This is a genomic window from Pseudomonas oryzae, from assembly GCF_900104805.1.
Lineage (GTDB): Bacteria > Pseudomonadota > Gammaproteobacteria > Pseudomonadales > Pseudomonadaceae > Geopseudomonas > Geopseudomonas oryzae.
Genome location: NZ_LT629751.1, coordinates 2825937 through 2843906, shown reverse-complemented (window position 1 = coordinate 2843906; position 17970 = coordinate 2825937). Strand labels below are relative to the sequence as shown.

At 64.4% G+C, this 17970-nt stretch carries 12 protein-coding genes and 2 rRNA genes; 10 read left to right on the top strand and 4 right to left on the bottom strand.

The window, feature by feature from the left end:
* Positions 1 to 146 precede the first annotated feature (146 nt).
* A 23S ribosomal RNA gene (locus BLT78_RS12840) occupies positions 147 to 3038 on the top strand.
* 126 nt (positions 3039 to 3164) lie between these two features.
* A 5S ribosomal RNA gene (rrf, locus tag BLT78_RS12835) occupies positions 3165 to 3280 on the top strand.
* Between the two features lie 352 nt (positions 3281 to 3632).
* Here rrf and fdxA read toward each other — a convergent pair.
* Together fdxA and mutS are read right to left on the bottom strand one after the other, a co-directional pair.
* A complete protein-coding gene (gene fdxA / locus BLT78_RS12830; protein WP_090213848.1) occupies positions 3633 to 3956 on the bottom strand; it encodes a ferredoxin FdxA in 324 nt (107 codons plus the stop codon).
* Between the two features lie 78 nt (positions 3957 to 4034).
* Positions 4035 to 6614, bottom strand: coding sequence for a DNA mismatch repair protein MutS (gene mutS / locus BLT78_RS12825; RefSeq protein WP_090349345.1), 2580 nt, complete (start codon positions 6612 to 6614; stop codon positions 4035 to 4037).
* 76 nt (positions 6615 to 6690) lie between these two features.
* On the opposite strand from mutS, the gene BLT78_RS12820 reads away from it, so the two are divergent.
* The 3 genes from BLT78_RS12820 (at position 6691) to recX (ending at position 8800) form a co-directional block, all read left to right on the top strand.
* Positions 6691 to 7191 carry a CinA family protein gene (locus BLT78_RS12820; RefSeq protein WP_090349344.1) on the top strand — a complete coding sequence of 167 codons (501 nt, stop codon included), beginning with the start codon at positions 6691 to 6693 and terminating at the stop codon, positions 7189 to 7191.
* 85 nt (positions 7192 to 7276) lie between these two features.
* Positions 7277 to 8326, top strand: coding sequence for a recombinase RecA (gene recA / locus BLT78_RS12815; RefSeq protein ID WP_090349343.1), 1050 nt, complete (start codon positions 7277 to 7279; stop codon positions 8324 to 8326).
* A gap of 6 nt (positions 8327 to 8332) precedes the next feature.
* Positions 8333 to 8800 (top strand): recombination regulator RecX, encoded by a 468-nt coding sequence (recX, locus tag BLT78_RS12810; RefSeq protein ID WP_090349342.1) that lies wholly within the window; start codon positions 8333 to 8335, stop codon positions 8798 to 8800.
* Between the two features lie 213 nt (positions 8801 to 9013).
* Here the strand turns inward: recX and BLT78_RS12805 are convergent, their stop codons facing one another.
* Positions 9014 to 9916: a LysR family transcriptional regulator gene (locus tag BLT78_RS12805; protein ID WP_090349341.1), complete on the bottom strand. Its 903-nt coding sequence runs from the start codon at positions 9914 to 9916 to the stop codon at positions 9014 to 9016.
* Positions 9917 to 10133: 217 nt separating this feature from the next.
* Here BLT78_RS12805 and BLT78_RS12800 point away from each other — a divergent pair, with 217 nt between their 5' ends.
* From BLT78_RS12800 to BLT78_RS12780, 5 genes are read left to right on the top strand one after another with little or no spacing between them, the layout of a single operon-like run.
* Complete coding sequence (locus BLT78_RS12800) at positions 10134 to 11516, top strand: glutamine synthetase family protein (RefSeq protein ID WP_090349340.1); 1383 nt, start codon at positions 10134 to 10136, stop codon at positions 11514 to 11516.
* 16 nt (positions 11517 to 11532) lie between these two features.
* Positions 11533 to 13026, top strand: a complete 1494-nt coding sequence (locus BLT78_RS12795) for an aldehyde dehydrogenase (RefSeq protein ID WP_090349339.1) — start codon at positions 11533 to 11535, stop codon at positions 13024 to 13026.
* 37 nt (positions 13027 to 13063) lie between these two features.
* Positions 13064 to 14341: an NAD(P)/FAD-dependent oxidoreductase gene (locus BLT78_RS12790; RefSeq protein ID WP_090349338.1), complete on the top strand. Its 1278-nt coding sequence runs from the start codon at positions 13064 to 13066 to the stop codon at positions 14339 to 14341.
* Between the two features lie 41 nt (positions 14342 to 14382).
* Entirely contained in the window at positions 14383 to 15171 is a 789-nt protein-coding gene (locus tag BLT78_RS12785; RefSeq protein WP_090349337.1) for a gamma-glutamyl-gamma-aminobutyrate hydrolase family protein, read from the top strand.
* A 43-nt stretch (positions 15172 to 15214) separates the two neighbouring features.
* Positions 15215 to 16786, top strand: a complete 1572-nt coding sequence (locus BLT78_RS12780; protein WP_090349336.1) for an APC family permease — start codon at positions 15215 to 15217, stop codon at positions 16784 to 16786.
* Positions 16787 to 16873: 87 nt separating this feature from the next.
* On the opposite strand, the gene BLT78_RS12775 is transcribed toward BLT78_RS12780, so the two are convergent.
* Complete coding sequence (locus BLT78_RS12775; protein ID WP_090349335.1) at positions 16874 to 17962, bottom strand: LOG family protein; 1089 nt, start codon at positions 17960 to 17962, stop codon at positions 16874 to 16876.
* Positions 17963 to 17970: the final 8 nt, after the last annotated feature.

The window sequence follows — 17970 nt, the reverse complement described above, 5'->3', positions numbered from 1 at the left end:
GTAGACTGGGTGAGTGTTTTCACTGCACTCATCCACGTCAAGGTAAAATTTGCGAGTTCAAGCGCAAGTTTTCGGCGAATGTCGTATTCACGCACAATGACCGCAGGAAATCAGATCTTCGGATTGCAGATTGCTTGGGGTTATATGGTCAAGTGAATAAGCGCATACGGTGGATGCCTTGGCAGTCAGAGGCGATGAAAGACGTGGTAGCCTGCGATAAGCTTCGGGGAGTCGGCAAACAGACTTTGATCCGGAGATCTCTGAATGGGGGAACCCACCCGGCACAAGCCGGGTATCTTGTACTGAATCCATAGGTGCAAGAGGCGAACCAGGGGAACTGAAACATCTAAGTACCCTGAGGAAAAGAAATCAACCGAGATTCCCTTAGTAGTGGCGAGCGAACGGGGATTAGCCCTTAAGCTTCTTGGATTTTAGCGGAACGCTCTGGAAAGTGCGGCCATAGTGGGTGATAGCCCCGTACGCGAAAGGGTCCTTGAAGTGAAATCGAGTAGGACGGAGCACGAGAAACTTTGTCTGAACATGGGGGGACCATCCTCCAAGGCTAAATACTACTGACTGACCGATAGTGAACCAGTACCGTGAGGGAAAGGCGAAAAGAACCCCGGAGAGGGGAGTGAAATAGAACCTGAAACCGTATGCGTACAAGCAGTGGGAGCCTACTTTGTTAGGTGACTGCGTACCTTTTGTATAATGGGTCAGCGACTTATATTCAGTGGCGAGCTTAACCGTATAGGGGAGGCGTAGCGAAAGCGAGTCTTAATAGGGCGTTTAGTCGCTGGGTATAGACCCGAAACCGGGCGATCTATCCATGAGCAGGTTGAAGGTTAGGTAACACTGACTGGAGGACCGAACCCACTCCCGTTGAAAAGGTAGGGGATGACTTGTGGATAGGAGTGAAAGGCTAATCAAGCTCGGAGATAGCTGGTTCTCCTCGAAAGCTATTTAGGTAGCGCCTCACGTATCACTCCAGGGGGTAGAGCACTGTTTCGGCTAGGGGGTCATCCCGACTTACCAAACCGATGCAAACTCCGAATACCTGGAAGTGTCAGCGTGGGAGACACACGGCGGGTGCTAACGTCCGTCGTGAAAAGGGAAACAACCCAGACCGTCAGCTAAGGTCCCAAAGTTGTGGTTAAGTGGTAAACGATGTGGGAAGGCTTAGACAGCTAGGAGGTTGGCTTAGAAGCAGCCACCCTTTAAAGAAAGCGTAATAGCTCACTAGTCGAGTCGGCCTGCGCGGAAGATGTAACGGGGCTCAAACCACACACCGAAGCTACGGGTTCATCCTTTGGATGAGCGGTAGAGGAGCGTTCTGTAAGCCTGTGAAGGTGAGTTGAGAAGCTCGCTGGAGGTATCAGAAGTGCGAATGCTGACATGAGTAACGACAATGGGAGTGAAAAACTCCCACGCCGAAAGACCAAGGGTTCCTGCGCAACGTTAATCGACGCAGGGTTAGTCGGTCCCTAAGGCGAGGCTGAAGAGCGTAGTCGATGGGAAACAGGTTAATATTCCTGTACTTCTAGTTACTGCGATGGGGGGACGGAGAAGGCTAGGCCAGCTTGGCGTTGGTTGTCCAAGTTTAAGGTGGTAGGCTGATTTCTTAGGCAAATCCGGGAAATCTAGGCCGAGAGCTGATGACGAGCGTTCTTTTAGAATGCGAAGTGGTTGATGCCATGCTTCCAGGAAAAGCCTCTAAGCTTCAGGTAACTAGGAACCGTACCCCAAACCGACACAGGTGGTCGGGTAGAGAATACCAAGGCGCTTGAGAGAACTCGGGTGAAGGAACTAGGCAAAATGGCACCGTAACTTCGGGAGAAGGTGCGCCGGTGAGGGTGAAGTATTTACTACGTAAGCCCATGCCGGTCGAAGATACCAGGCCGCTGCGACTGTTTATTAAAAACACAGCACTCTGCAAACACGAAAGTGGACGTATAGGGTGTGACGCCTGCCCGGTGCCGGAAGGTTAATTGATGGGGTTAGCGCAAGCGAAGCTCTTGATCGAAGCCCCGGTAAACGGCGGCCGTAACTATAACGGTCCTAAGGTAGCGAAATTCCTTGTCGGGTAAGTTCCGACCTGCACGAATGGCGTAACGATGGCGGCGCTGTCTCCACCCGAGACTCAGTGAAATTGAAATCGCTGTGAAGATGCAGTGTATCCGCGGCTAGACGGAAAGACCCCGTGAACCTTTACTATAGCTTTGCACTGGACTTTGAGCTTGCTTGTGTAGGATAGGTGGGAGGCTTTGAAGCGTGGACGCCAGTTCGCGTGGAGCCATCCTTGAAATACCACCCTGGCAATCTTGAGGTTCTAACTCTGGTCCGTTATCCGGATCGAGGACAGTGTATGGTGGGTAGTTTGACTGGGGCGGTCTCCTCCCAAAGAGTAACGGAGGAGTACGAAGGTGCGCTCAGACCGGTCGGAAATCGGTCGCAGAGTATAAAGGCAAAAGCGCGCTTGACTGCGAGACAGACACGTCGAGCAGGTACGAAAGTAGGTCTTAGTGATCCGGTGGTTCTGTATGGAAGGGCCATCGCTCAACGGATAAAAGGTACTCCGGGGATAACAGGCTGATACCGCCCAAGAGTTCATATCGACGGCGGTGTTTGGCACCTCGATGTCGGCTCATCACATCCTGGGGCTGAAGCCGGTCCCAAGGGTATGGCTGTTCGCCATTTAAAGTGGTACGCGAGCTGGGTTTAGAACGTCGTGAGACAGTTCGGTCCCTATCTGCCGTGGACGTTTGAGATTTGAGAGGGGCTGACCTTAGTACGAGAGGACCGGGTTGGACGAACCTCTGGTGTTCCGGTTGTCACGCCAGTGGCATTGCCGGGTAGCTATGTTCGGAAAAGATAACCGCTGAAAGCATCTAAGCGGGAAACTTGCCTCAAGATGAGATCTCACTGGAGCCTCGAGCTCCCTGAAGGGCCGTCGAAGACTACGACGTTGATAGGCTGGGTGTGTAAGCGTTGTGAGGCGTTGAGCTAACCAGTACTAATTGCCCGTGAGGCTTGACCATATAACACCCAAACAATCTGATTGTTTGCGTGAGACAGGCCGAAAGCTTGCAGAACCGCAAATTACCGAATACGACTATCACGTACCCGATTCGGGGTAGCGCCACGGCGATGCCCCAACCGAATTGCTTGACGACCATAGAGCGTTGGAACCACCTGATCCCATCCCGAACTCAGCAGTGAAACGACGCATCGCCGATGGTAGTGTGGGGCTTCCCCATGTGAGAGTAGGTCATCGTCAAGCACCTATACAGAGACCCCGATCAGCACATGCTGGTCGGGGTTTCGTCTTTTCGGGCCGAAAAGCTTGCCTCGGGTGGCCTATCGCGCCGGCGGGAGAAGCCTTTAGGGCCGGAGCTGCGGCGCTGGTCCGCGATGGTCACGCGCCATCGCCGTCAGGCAAGCCTGACGGCAATCAACAGGCAGGGGAGCCAGTCCCTGTCACGTGCTGCTGCCGAGTGCCTCGCTCCATAGACACAGGCCCAGGCTGTGGCGGGTTCCCGGTGTGAGCTCCAGGCAAGCCCCTTGCTTTTCCAGCAGACGAAAAAAGCCCCGAACTAGTCGGGGCTTGCTCGCTGCGGTGGCTGATCGCTTGATCAGCGCTCCAGATACTGCAGCTTGTCCTTGACGCCATCCCACTCTTCGGCGTCAGCCAGAGCATCTTTCTTCTCGGTGATATTCGGCCACACTTCTGCCAGATCGCGGTTGAGCTCGATGAATTCCTGCTGGTCTTCCGGTACCTCGTCTTCCGAGAAGATGGCCTGGGCCGGGCACTCGGGCTCGCACAGGGCGCAGTCGATGCACTCGTCCGGGTGGATCACCAGGAAGTTCGGGCCTTCGTAGAAGCAGTCCACCGGGCAGACTTCTACGCAGTCGGTGTACTTGCACTTGATGCAGTTGTCGGTAACGACGAAGGTCATGTTCTTTTATCTCCTCAGACGGGCAGGCGCCAGCCACGGCATGGCGCGCGGGATTCTAGCAGCTTGGTATCTGCTTCGTTATAGCTGGGTCTTCCAAGCATATATCAGCTCGAGTGCCTGTCTCGGACTCAGGTCATCGGGGCTGAGTCGTTCCAGCTCCTCCAGCAGTGGGTGCGGCTGCATGGCAAACAGGTCGGGCTGCACTGGCGCGGCCTTGTTGTTCTTCTTGCTGGGCGCAACGCTAGCGATCTCATGGGGGAGGCTGGTTTGCTCGAGGCGCGCGAGATGCTCGCGGGCACGGCGGATGACCGGATCCGGCACGCCGGCCAGTTGCGCCACCGCCAGACCATAGCTCTGGCTGGCGGGGCCCGGCAGCACGTGGTGCAGGAAGACGATGCGTTCCTCGTGCTCCGCGGCATCGAGGTGCACGTTGGCCACTACCGGTTCGCTTTCCGGCAGCACGGTCAGTTCGAAGTAGTGAGTGGCGAACAGGGTGAAGGCACGCTGTCGGGCCAGGTGCTCGGCTGCGGCCCAGGCCAGCGAGAGGCCGTCGAAGGTGCTGGTGCCGCGGCCGACCTCGTCCATCAGCACCAGACTGCGCTCGCTGGCGTTGTGCAGGATGCTGGCTGTCTCGCTCATCTCGACCATGAAGGTCGAGCGTCCGCCGGCCAGATCGTCGCTGGAACCGATGCGGGTGAAGATGCGGTCGACCAGCGACAGCTCGCAGGCTTCGGCCGGCACATAGCTGCCGATGTGTGCCAGCAGCACGATCAGTGCGGTCTGGCGCATGTAGGTCGACTTACCGCCCATGTTCGGACCGGTGATGATCAGCATGCGCGTGCTGTCGTCCAGCACGGTGTCGTTGGCGACGAAGGGCGTCGTCAGCACCTGCTCGACCACCGGGTGGCGGCCTTGGGTAATGCGCAGACAGGGTTCGTCGACGAAGCGCGGGCAGTTGAAGTCGAGGTTCAACGCACGTTCGGCCAGGTTGCTCAGCACATCCAGCTCGGCAAGGGCGGCGGCAGTGTCCTGCAGTGGCGCCAGCTGCTCGATCAGAGTCTCGATCAGTTCGTCGTAGAGCAGTTTCTCGCGGGCCAGGGCACGGCTCTTGGCCGACAGCGCCTTGTCCTCGAAGGCCTTGAGCTCGGGAGTGATGAAGCGTTCCGCGCCCTTGAGCGTCTGCCGGCGGATATAGTCGGCGGGCGCCTGTTCGGCTTGCACCCGCGGCAGCTCGATATAGTAGCCATGGATGCGGTTGTAGCCGACCTTGAGGTTGGGCAGGCCGGTGCGTGCCTTTTCGCGTGCCTCCAGGTCCATCAGGTACTGGCCGGCGTTTTCGCTGAGCAGCTGCAGCTCGTCGAGCTCGGCGTCGTAGCCGCGCTTGATCACACCGCCGTCGCGGATCACCGCCGGCGGGTTGTCGATGATCGCCCTGGCCAGCAGCTCCGCCAGTTCCGGATAGGTGCGGATGCTGCCGGCCAGCTCCTGCAGGTGCGGCGCCTCCAGCTCGCTCATGTGCTGCTGCAGGTCGGGCAGGGCCGCCAGCGCATCGCGCAGGCGGGCCAGATCGCGCGGACGCGCGCTGCGCAGACCGATGCGGGCGAGGATGCGCTCGACGTCGCCGATGTCCTTGAGTCGCGGTTGCAGGTTTTCGAAACGATAGTCGTCGAGCAGACAGCGGATGGCCTGTTGACGGCCTTCGAGAATGGAGCGGTCACGCAGCGGGCGGTTCAGCCAGCGGCACAGCAGGCGGCTGCCCATGGCGGTCATGCTGCGGTCGACCACGCTCTGCAGGGTGTTGTCGCGACCACCGGCGAGATTGGTGTCCAGCTCCAGGTTGCGTCGGCTGGCGGCATCCATGACGACGGCATCGTCGAGACGCTCGTGGCGCAGGCTGCGGATGTGCGGCAGGGCGCTGCGCTGGGTTTCGCGGGCATAGAGCAGCAGACAACCGGCGGCGCCGATGGCGAGGGTCAGGCCCTGGCAGCCGAAGCCGTTGAGGTCCTGGGTGCCGAACTGCTGGCACAGTGCCTTGAGCGCAGTGGCGCGGTCGAAGTCCCAGGGCGCGCGGCGGCGCACGCCGGGGCGCTTTTCTGCCGGCAGATCCTGCGGCCAGTCGTCGGGGATCAGCAGCTCGGCCGGATTGAGCCGCTCGAGTTCGGCCAGCAGTGCTTCCCAACCCTTGATTTCCTGCACGCTGAAACGGCCGCTGGTGATGTCCAGTACCGTCAGGCCGAACAGGCGCTCGTCGCCGAGCAGGGCGGCCAGCAGGTTGTCGCGGCGCTCGTCGAGCAGCGCCTCGTCGCTCACCGTACCGGGGGTGATGATGCGTACCACCTGACGTTCGACCGGGCCCTTGCTGGTCGCCGGATCGCCGATCTGTTCACAGATCGCCACCGACTCGCCGAGCCTGACCAGGCGCGCCAGGTATCCTTCGGCGGAGTGGAACGGGATACCGGCCATCGGGATCGGCTGGCCTGCCGACTGGCCGCGTGCGGTCAGGGTGATATCGAGCAGCTTGGCCGCCTTCTGCGCATCGGCATAGAACAGCTCGTAGAAGTCGCCCATGCGATAGAACAGCAACTGATCGGGATGCTGCTGCTTGATCTTCAGGTACTGCTGCATCATCGGCGTGTGGGCGGAGAAATCGTTGCTCATCGCGGTCCGGCTTCAATTCGCAAAAGCGGCTAGTGTACGGTATCGCCCGGACAGGCTTAACCCCGGAGGCGCAATCATGGATCGCATTACCCACCTGGCCGCACGGCTGGGGGAAGCGCTGCAAGCGCGGCAACTGCAGGTCACCACCGCCGAGTCCTGCACCGGTGGCGGGATTGCCGAAGCCATCACCCGGATTGCCGGCAGTTCGCAGTGGTTCGAGGCCGGCTACGTCACCTATTCCAACCGGCAGAAGAGCCTGCAGCTGGATGTGCCGGAGAGGTTGTTCGCCACGGTCGGCGCGGTCAGCCGCGAGGTGGTCGAGGCGATGGCACATGGCGCCTGCCAGCGCAGCGGGGCGGCGCTGGCGGTGGCGGTCAGCGGCATCGCCGGCCCGGATGGTGGTACGCCGGACAAGCCGGTGGGCACCGTATGGCTGGCCTGGCAGGCGGCGGGGCAAGTGTTCAGTTGCCGTTGTCACTTCCCCGGGGACCGCCAGACGGTGCGCGAGCGCACCGTGGCACGGGCCCTCGAGGGGCTGTTGCGACTGACGGCAGGGGAAAATCCCGCCGAGGGGTAGGCGGGTGTCCTGCCCTGTGGAATAATACTGGCTAATTATACAGTTGATCGTGGCCTGCAGGCCGCTCCGAAACGAGAGGACTTCAATGGACGAGAACAAGAAGCGTGCCCTGGCCGCGGCCCTGGGTCAGATCGAGCGTCAGTTCGGCAAGGGTGCGGTGATGCGCATGGGCGACCACGAGCGCCAGGCGGTACCGGCCATCTCCACCGGCTCGCTGGGCCTGGATATCGCCCTCGGCATCGGCGGCCTGCCCAAGGGGCGTATCGTCGAGATCTACGGTCCGGAATCCTCGGGCAAGACCACCCTTACCCTGTCGGTGATCGCTCAGGCCCAGAAGCAGGGCGCCACCTGCGCCTTCGTCGATGCCGAGCACGCGCTCGACCCCGACTACGCCGCCAAGCTCGGCGTCAATGTCGATGACCTGCTGGTCTCCCAGCCGGACACCGGCGAGCAGGCCCTGGAAATCACCGACATGCTGGTGCGCTCCAACGCGGTCGACGTGGTTATCGTCGACTCGGTGGCGGCCCTGGTGCCCAAAGCGGAAATCGAAGGCGAGATGGGCGACCAGCACGTCGGTCTGCAGGCGCGCCTGATGTCTCAGGCCCTGCGCAAGATCACCGGCAACATCAAGAACGCCAACTGCCTGGTGATCTTCATCAACCAGATCCGCATGAAGATCGGCGTGATGTTCGGCAGTCCGGAAACCACTACCGGCGGCAATGCGCTGAAGTTCTACGCCTCCGTACGTCTGGACATCCGCCGCATCGGCTCGGTCAAGGAAGGCGACGAGGTGATCGGCAACGAGACCCGCGTCAAGGTGGTGAAGAACAAGATGGCCCCGCCGTTCCGCCAGGCCGAGTTCCAGATCCTCTACGGCAAGGGTATCTACCGTACCGGCGAGATCATCGACCTCGGCGTGCAGCTCGGCCTGATCGAGAAGTCCGGCGCCTGGTACAGCTACCAGGGCAGCAAGATCGGCCAGGGCAAAGCCAATGCCGCGCGCTTCCTCGAGGACAATGCGGAAATCTGCCAGACCCTCGACAGCGCGATCCGCTCCCAGCTGCTCGGCCAGAACGCCAACCTCAAGGTGACGGCCGCCAGCGAGGAAGACGCCGACGTGGAAATGGACATCTAAACGTCCATGTCCGCGCAGCTCGACACACCCGCCGCCGTGCGGCGGGCGGCCATGGACCTGCTGGCGCGCCGCGAGCATGGGCGTGTCGAGCTGGGCCGCAAGCTGCTGCGCCGTGGCGCCCAGTCCGATTGCATCGAGTCGGCGCTGGACCTGCTGGAGCAGCAGGGGCTGTTGTCCGAGGACCGCTACCTGTCCAGCTACATCGCCAGCGGCGCGGCCAAGGGCTGGGGGCCGCTGCGCATCCGCGACGAGCTGCAGCAGCGGGGGGTGAAGGCCGAGGCGATTGCCCTGGCGCTGGAGAGCTCCGACATCGACTGGAACCGGTGCCTGCGCGAGACCTGGCAGCGCAAGTTCGGCTGCCTGCCCACTGACGCCCGCGAGCGCGCCCGGCAGGGGCGTTTTTTGGCGTATCGGGGTTTTGCCGTCGGCGCCATCACTCGCTTGCTGCAGGGGCGCATGGATCCCGAGGCCTGAACGGCTCCCCCGGAGCACTCCCGTGGCAGCGGTGGAGCACCATCATCGAACCCCGGACAGTCAGTCTGTCCGGGGTTTTTCTTTTTCGCGCCCCCGTGCCTGGCAATGCGGATTGCCGGTCGGCAGACGCCAACCGTGCATGGGCGTGTCGGGCTGGAGCTGTACGATCGCTGGCCGCAACGACCGATGATCCGCCTCCGCGACAACGGCGGCTCAGCCTTCGTCCATGTCGGGACGGGCGGGCTCGTCCAGGCGGGCACGGATCAGCGGCCCCAGTTCGTCGAACAGCGTGCGCACCGAGCGCAGGGCGCGGCAGTCCGGGCGAGTCAGCAGCCACAGCTGGGTATTGCAGCCGGGCAGGGCATCGCTCAGCGCCTCGGCGTTGGGCAGGTCGTCGGCCATGAAGTCGCTCAGCGCGGCCACGCCCAAGCCGGCGTTGACCAGTTGCGCGACCGCCGACATGTCGCTGCAGCGATAGCGTGACAGCATGCCGGGAAGCTGCTGGCGGCGCCAGACCACCGTCGGGTGATCCGGCAGCACGTCATCCGGGCCGACCCAAGGCACGCTGGCGGGCTGGCTGGCGAACGTCGCGCGGAACGCTGCAACGCCGTAGACCTTGTAGCTTGTGCTGCCCAGACAGCGCCCGACCAAGTGCTCCGGCGGCGTGTTGGTCAGGCGCAAAGCCATGTCGGCATCGCGGCGGCTGAGGTTGGCGAAGCTGCTGGAGGTGACCAGCTCCAGCGACAGAGCCGGATAGCGCGGCATGACCTCGGCGAGGGCGGGCAACAGCAGGTGGTTGAGCACCGCATCGGTACAGGTCAGGCGCACGGTGCCGCTGACCACCTGCTCGCCCTGCTCCAGCACCAGTTGCGCCGTCTCCAGGGCGAGTTCGGCCTGCTCCGCGCGCTCGGCCAGCGCCTGGGCGATGCCGGTGGGCAGGTAGCCGCGCCGGCTCTTGGTGAACAGGGTGCTGCCCAGCTCGGTTTCCAGACGGCGGATGGCGCGGAACACGGTCGACACGTCCACCCGCAGCAGGCTGGCGGCGCGCGCCAGCGAACCGCCGCGCACCAGGGCGAGAACCAGGTTCAGGTCGGCATGGCTGATCTTGTATTGCATCGGTGCAATCTTCGCTTGTCTGAGTGCCAATGTTTGTTGCGTGAAGGCACATCATAGAATCCGGACGAAGGATCGAGCAAACAGCAAGCCGCCGGCCTGGCAAGGCGCAGGCGGTGCTGACGGAAAACCGAGAAGCAGGACCAGGTCCGCTCCGCCTCGCTGATGAGGCCGGCTTGCTTCGAGTTGCTGCCCCAATAAAACCAAAGGATGTAAAGCCATGTCGTCGGTCTCCCCGTGCGTCATAGATTCCTCCGAAGTGAGCGAATTCCTCGTCGCTCACCCTGATCTCCAATACGTCGACCTGCTGATCGCCGACATGAACGGCGTGGTGCGCGGCAAGCGCATCGAACGCGCCAGCCTGCGCAAGGTGTATGAGAAGGGCATCAACCTGCCGGCCTCGCTGTTTGCCCTGGATATCAACGGCTCGACGGTCGAGAGCACCGGCCTGGGCCTGGATATCGGCGACGCGGACCGCGTCTGCTACCCGATTCCCGGCACCCTGGCCAATGAGCCCTGGCAGAAGCGCCCGACCGGCCAGTTGCTGATGAGCATGCACGAGCTGGAGGGTCAGCCGTTCTTCGCCGACCCGCGCGAGGTGCTGCGCCGCGTGGTGGCCAAGTTCGACGCCATGGGCCTGGCGATCTGCGCGGCCTTCGAGCTGGAGTTCTATCTGATCGACCAGGACAACCTCAACGGCCGCCCGCAGCCGCCGCGCTCGCCGATCTCCGGCAAGCGGCCGCAGTCGACCCAGGTGTACCTGATCGACGACCTCGACGAATACGCCGACTGCCTGCAGGACATCCTGGAGGCCGCCAAGGAGCAGGGCATTCCGGCCGACGCCATCGTCAAGGAAAGCGCCCCGGCGCAGTTCGAGGTCAACCTGCATCACGTCGAGGACGCGCTCAAGGCCTGCGACTACGCGGTGCTGCTCAAGCGCCTGATCAAGAACATCGCCTACGACCACGAGATGGACACCACCTTCATGGCCAAGCCCTACCCGGGCCAGGCCGGCAACGGTCTGCACGTGCACATCTCGCTGCTCGACAAGGCCACCGGGCGCAACATCTTCACCAGCGAGGAGCCGGTGGAGAACGACGCGCTGCGCCACGCCATCGGCGGCGTGCTGGAAACCATGCCGGCCTCGATGGCCTTCCTGTGTCCCAACGTCAACTCCTACCGCCGCTTCGGCGCGCAGTTCTACGTGCCCAATGCGCCGTCCTGGGGCCTGGACAACCGCACCGTGGCGGTGCGGGTGCCGACCGGCAGCGCCGACGCCGTGCGCATCGAGCACCGCGTCGCCGGCGCCGATGCCAACCCCTACCTGATGATGGCGGCGATCCTCGCCGGCATTCACCACGGCCTGACCAACCGGATCGAGCCGGGCGCGCCGATCGAGGGCAACTCCTACGAGCAGCTGGAGCAGAGCCTGCCCAACAACCTGCGCGATGCCCTGCGCGCGCTGGACGACAGCGAAGTGCTCAACCAGTACATCAGCCCGGAGTACATCGACGTCTTCGTCGCCTGCAAGGAAAGCGAGCTGGCGGAGTTCGAGGTGTCGATCTCCGACCTGGAATACAACTGGTACCTGCACACGGTATGAGGCCGGGAGGCTCTCGATGACTGCTCTGACCCGCGAATACTGGGAAAACCTGTCCAAGCGCCTGCACCTGGAAGGCCGCGCCTTCATCGGTGGCGAATACCGGGAAGCCGCTTCCGGCGCCACCTTCGAGTGCGTCAGCCCGGTGGATGGCCGCTTCCTGGCCAGCATCGCCAGCTGCGATGCCGCCGACGCCGAGGTCGCCGTACGCGACGCCCGCGCCACCTTCGAGTCCGGGGTCTGGTCGCGCCTGAAGCCGGTCGAGCGCAAGCGGATCATGATCCGCTTCGCCGACCTGCTGGACGCCCATGCCGAGGAGCTGGCGCTGCTGGAAACCCTCGACATGGGCAAGCCGATCCACTACGCGCTGAACGTCGACGTGCCCGGCGCCTCGCGCGCCCTCCGCTGGAGCGGCGAGGCGATCGACAAGATCTACGACGAAGTGGCCGCCACGCCGCACGACGAGCTGGGCCTGGTGACCCGCGAGCCGGTCGGCGTGGTCGCCGCCATCGTGCCGTGGAACTTCCCGATGATCATGACCGCCTGGAAGCTCGGCCCGGCGCTGGCCACCGGCAACTCGGTGATCGTCAAGCCGTCCGAGAAGTCGCCGCTGAGCGCCATCCGCATGGCCCGGCTGGCGCTGGAGGCCGGCATCCCGGCCGGCGTGCTCAACGTGCTGCCCGGCTACGGCCACACCGTCGGCCAGGCGCTGGCCCTGCACATGGACGTCGACACCCTGGTGTTCACCGGATCGACCCGGATCGCCAAGCAACTGATGATCTATGCCGGCGAGTCGAACATGAAGCGGGTCTGGCTGGAGGCCGGCGGCAAGAGCGCCAACATCGTCTGCGAGGACGCGCCCGACCTGCAGGAGGCCGCCGAGGCGGCGGCGATGGCCATCTGCTTCAACCAGGGCGAGATGTGCACCGCCGGTTCGCGCCTGCTGGTGCAGCGCTCGATCAAGGACAAGTTCATGCCGCTGGTGGTCGCCGCGCTCCAGGGCTGGAAGGTCGGCCATGCACTGGACCCGCAGACCCGCGTCGGCGCGCTGGTCGACCAGGGCCACCTGAACAGCGTGCTGTCCTACATCGAGGCGGGCAAGGCGGACAACGCCCGGCTGCTCTGCGGCGGCCGGCAGACCCTGAGCGAAACCGGCGGCGTGTACCTCGAGCCGACCATCTTCGACGAGGCGCACAACCAGATGCGCATCGCCCGCGAGGAGATCTTCGGTCCGGTGCTGACGGTGATTCCGTTCGACACCACCGAAGAGGCCATCGCCATCGCCAACGACAGCATCTATGGCCTGGCCGCGGCGATCTGGACCGGCAACCTGTCCCGGGCGCATCGGGCGGCCAAGGCGCTGCGCGCCGGCAGCGTGTGGGTCAACCAGTACGACGGCGGCGACATGACCGCGCCCTTCGGTGGCTTCAAGCAGTCCGGCAATGGCCGCGACAAGTCGCTGCACGCCTTCGACAAGTACACCGAGCTTAAGGCCACCTGGATCAAGCTGTGAGGCCGCTGCCCGACCGGCAACGGCAAGGAGTCTTACCATGACGCAACATGTCAGCAGTTACTACGCCGCTTCGCGGAACCCGCAGGTCGACTACCCGGTGCTCAAGGGCCGTGTCGAGGCGGACGTCTGCATCATCGGCGCGGGCTATACCGGCCTGTCCAGCGCACTGTTCCTGCTCGAGAGCGGCTTCAGCGTGGTGGTGCTGGAAGCGGCGAAGGTCGGCTTCGGCGCCTCGGGGCGCAATGGCGGGCAGATCGTCAACAGCTACAGCCGCGACATCGACGTGATCGAGCGCGCCGTCGGCATCCGCCACGCCGAGCTGCTCGGCGCCATGGCCTTCGAGGGCGGGCGGATCATTCGCGAGCGCATCGCCCGCTACAACATCCAGTGCGACCTCAAGGACGGCGGCGTGTTCGCCGCGCTGACCGGCAAGCAGGTGCGTCATCTGGAGGCGCAGAAGAAGCTGTGGGAGCGCTACGGTCATCACCAGCTCGAGCTGCTCGACCATGACGGCATCCGTCGCGTGGTGGGCAGCGAGCGCTACGTCGGCGGCATGCTGGACATGAGCGGCGGCCACGTCCACCCGCTCAACCTGGCCCTGGGCGAGGCCGCGGCGGTCGCCTCGCTGGGCGGCGCCATCTACGAGCAGAGCGCGGCGACGCGCATCGAGCATGGTGCGCGGCCGGTGGTGCACACCGCCGCCGGCGAGGTCGCGGCGCGCTTCGTGATAGTCGCGGGCAACGCCTACCTGGGCAACCTGCTGCCGCAACTGGCCGCCAAGTCGATGCCCTGCGGCACCCAGGTGCTCACCACCGAGCCACTGTCCGACGAGCTGGCCGCCAGCCTGTTGCCGCAGGACTACTGCGTCGAGGACTGCAACTACCTGCTCGACTACTTCCGCCTGAGCGCCGACAAGCGCCTGATCTACGGCGGTGGTGTGGTCTACGGGGCGCGCGACCCGGCGGACATCGAGGCGATCATCCGGCCGAAGATGCTCAAGACCTTCCCGCAGCTGAAGAACGTGAAGATCGACTACACCTGGACCGGCAACTTCCTGCTGACCCTGTCGCGCCTGCCGCAGGTCGGGCGGATCGGCGACAACGTCTACTACTCCCAGGGCTGCAGCGGCCACGGCGTGACCTACACCCACCTGGCCGGCAAGCTGCTGGCCGAGGCCCTGCGCGGCCAGGCCGAGCGCTTCGACGCCTTCGCCAGCCTGCCGCACTACCCGTTCCCGGGCGGGCGCCTGTTCCGCGTGCCGTTCACCGCGCTGGGGGCCACCTACTACCAACTGCGCGACCGGCTGAGCATCTGAGCCGGACGCTGCGTTCCGGATCCACAGGACGTCCCTTACCTATGTCATACGCTCCCCTGATCGGCGTGACCGCCTGCCGCCAGCAACTGGGCAAGTACTCCTCGCACACCGTGGGCGACAAGTACGTCGAAGCGGCCGGCTTTGCCGGGATTCCACTGCTGCTGCCGGCGCGCGACGAGGCGATCGACCCGCGCCGCCTGCTTGAGCGGCTGGATGGCGTGCTGTTCACCGGCTCGCCATCCAACGTTGAGCCGCACCACTACGAAGGCCCGGCCAGCGCCGCCGGCACCCTGCACGATGCGCAGCGCGACCGCCTGACCCTGCCGCTGCTGCGCGCCGCGCTGGACCTGGGGGTTCCGGTGCTGTGCATCTGCCGCGGTTTCCAGGAACTCAACGTGGCCCTCGGCGGCAGCCTGCACCAGCGGGTGCACGAGCTGCCGGACCACCTGGACCACCGCGAGCCGCAGGAGGTGGCGGTGGCGGAGCAGTACGCCGCGCAGCACAGCGTCGCGGTGCAGCCCGGCGGGCTGTTCGAGCGCCTGGGCCTGCCGCCGACGTTCGCCGTCAACTCGCTGCACAGCCAGGGCATCGACCGCCTGGCGCCGGGCCTGCGGGTCGAGGCGCTGGCGCCCGATGGCCTGGTCGAGGCGGTTAGCGTGGTCGGCAGTGCCGCCTTCGCCCTCGGCGTGCAGTGGCATCCGGAGTGGCGCTTCGCCGACAACCCGGTGTCCCTGCGCCTGTTCGAGGCGTTCCGCGCGGCCTGCGCGGCACGCCTCGCCGCCCGCCAGGCGGACCCCGCCATCCCGCGCCTGCACACCTCTGCCCGCTAGGGCGCCAGCCTGACAACAACTCCAAGAACGACGGGAACAACTCATGACTGCAACGACTGCATCGCCCCGGCCAGGGGCCGGGGCACGGAAAGGGCTGGCCGGCGGCAGCCTGGGCCTGATCGGCGGCATCGCCCTGGGGATTTCCACCATCGCGCCGGTGTACACCCTGACTGGCGCGCTCGGACCGACGGTGCGCGAGGTCGGCGTGCATCTGCCGGCGATCTTCATCATCGGCTTCCTGCCGATGCTGCTGGTGGCGCTCGGCTATCGCGAGCTGAACGCCGCCGAGCCCGACAGCGGTACCTCGTTCACCTGGTCGACCCGCGCCTTCGGACCGATGATCGGCTGGATCGGCGGCTGGGGCCTGGTGATCGCCACCATCATCGTGCTGTCGAATCTGGCCGGGGTGGCGGTGGACTTCTTCTATCTGCTGCTGGCGCAGCTCACCGGCCGGGAAGAGCTGGCGCAGCTGAGCGGCAACCTGCTGCTCAACGTCGTCACCTGCTGCCTGTTCATCGCCCTCGCGGTGTGGATCTGCTGCCGCGGCATCGGCTCCACCATGAGCTTCCAGTACGCCCTGGTCGGCCTGCAGCTGCTGGTGCTGATCGGCTTCGGCATCGCCGCCCTGAACGGCACGTCGGCGGCGCCGGCCGTCGAGTTCAGCCTGGACTGGTTCAACCCGTTCGGCGTCGACTCCTTCTCGGCGCTGGCGGCGGGTCTGTCGCTGTCGATCTTCATCTTCTGGGGCTGGGACGTCTGCCTGTCGGTCAGCGAGGAGTCGGTCGGCAGCCACCAGACGCCGGGGCTGGCCGCCGCGCTGACCGTCCTGCTGATCCTCGGCCTGTACCTGTTCACCGCCATCGCCACCCTGCAGTTCTCCGGGACCGGCAGCGAGGGCGTCGGCCTGGGCAATCCGTACATCCAGGAGAACGTCTTCGCCCACCTGGCCGGGCCGGTGATGGGGCCGCTGGCGATCCTGATGTCGATCGCGGTGCTGGCCAGCACCGCCGCCTCGCTGCAGTCGACCTTCGTCTCGCCGGCGCGCACCCTGCTGGCCATGGGCCACTTCGGCGCGGTGCCCGAGCGCTTCGCCAGCGTCTGCCCGCGCTCGCGGACGCCGCGCTACGCCACCGTCTGCGCCGGCCTGGCCGCCGCGCTGTTCTACGTGATCATGCGCACCCTCAGCGAGAACGTGCTGACCGACACCATCGCCGCGCTGGGCATGATGATCTGCTTCTACTACTCGCTCACCGCCTTCGCCTGCGTCTGGTATTTCCGCCACAGTCTGTTCGATAGCTGGCGGCACTTCTTCCTGCGCGGGCTGTGCCCGCTGCTGGGCGGGGCAATCCTCACCGTGGTGTTCGCCCAGACCATGCTCGACAGCATCTCGCCGGAGTTCGGCAGCGGCTCGGAGGTGGCGGGCATCGGCCTGGTGTTCGTGATCGCCATGGTCATCTCGCTGCTGGGCATCGGCCTGATGCTGCTGTCGTGGATGCGCGCGCCGGCCTTCTTCCTCGGCGTGACCCTGCAGCGCCATGCACGGGTCAGGGTCATGCCGACCCATCAGGACAGCGACGGGGTGAGCCTCGGCCACTTCAGCGCCCAGCAAGGCTGAGCACGGGCAGCGCTGCCTGCGCCTGAGCGGGTCGCCCATGAAAAAGCCCCCGACCGTTGCCGGTCGGGGGCTTGGCTGGTGCGCTGTTCAGGCCTGGCTGGTGGAGCGCTGCCAGTTCTCCGGCAGGTTGATGAAGTTGATCAGCTCGCGCAGGCGGCCCTGGTCGCGGCCGTTGAACTGGAAGGCGAGGCGAATCAGGTGGCGGAACTCCGGCTCGTCCTGCTCCAGCTCGCAGTAGGGTTGCTGGTGGAAGCCACCCTCCACGCACAGGTCGGCGAACTCGTCGTGCAGGTAGGCCAGGGCATGGGCGTTCAGCGGCCGGTTCATGCGGATGGCGAACAGGCCCTTGAGCCAGCGGCTGGAGTGGTAGTTGCGATAGAAGTGGGTGATCTCCACCACCGCTTCCTCGGCACTGGTCACCAGCTTGAGCAGGTTCATGTCGCTGGGCAGGATGTAGCCGTTCTCCTCCAGCTGCTCGCGGATGAAGTGCAGGGCATCCTTCCAGTAGCGGCCTTCCGGCACGTCGAGCAGCACCACCGGGACGATCGGGCTCTTGCCGGTCTGGATCAGGGTCAGCACCTCCAGCGCCTCGTCCAGGGTGCCGAAGCCGCCGGGGCAGAGCACCAGGGCGTCGGCCTCCTTGACGAAGAACAGCTTGCGCAGGAAGAAGAAGTGGAACGGCAGCAGGTTGCCGGTATCGTGCACCACGTCGTTGGCGCGCTGCTCGAACGGCAGGGTGATGTTGAAGCCCAGGCTGTGCTCGAGACCGGCGCCCTCGTGGGCGGCGGCCATGATCCCGGCGCCGGCGCCGGTGACCGTCATCAGCTCGTGGTGGGCGAGCAGGCGGCCGAGGTCGCGGGCCTGCAGGTACAGCGGATGATCGGGCTTGGTGCGCGCCGAGCCGAACACCGTGACCTTGCGCCGGCGCTTGAACTGCTCGAGCATGCTGAACGCGCTCTCCATCTCGCGCAGGGTCTGCATCATGATCTTGGCGTCCCAGCGATTGCGGTCGGCTTCGGCCATGCGCACCACGGTCATCAGCATCTCGTGGTAGAGGGCGTGGTTGGGACTTCCGGGCGGCACGCTCAGGGCGAGCAGTTCATCGACCTTTTCCCCCAGGTCGATGGCGCTGGTCTGGAAGTGTCTCGACAGATAGTCATCGGACTCGTAAGGCATAACCCACT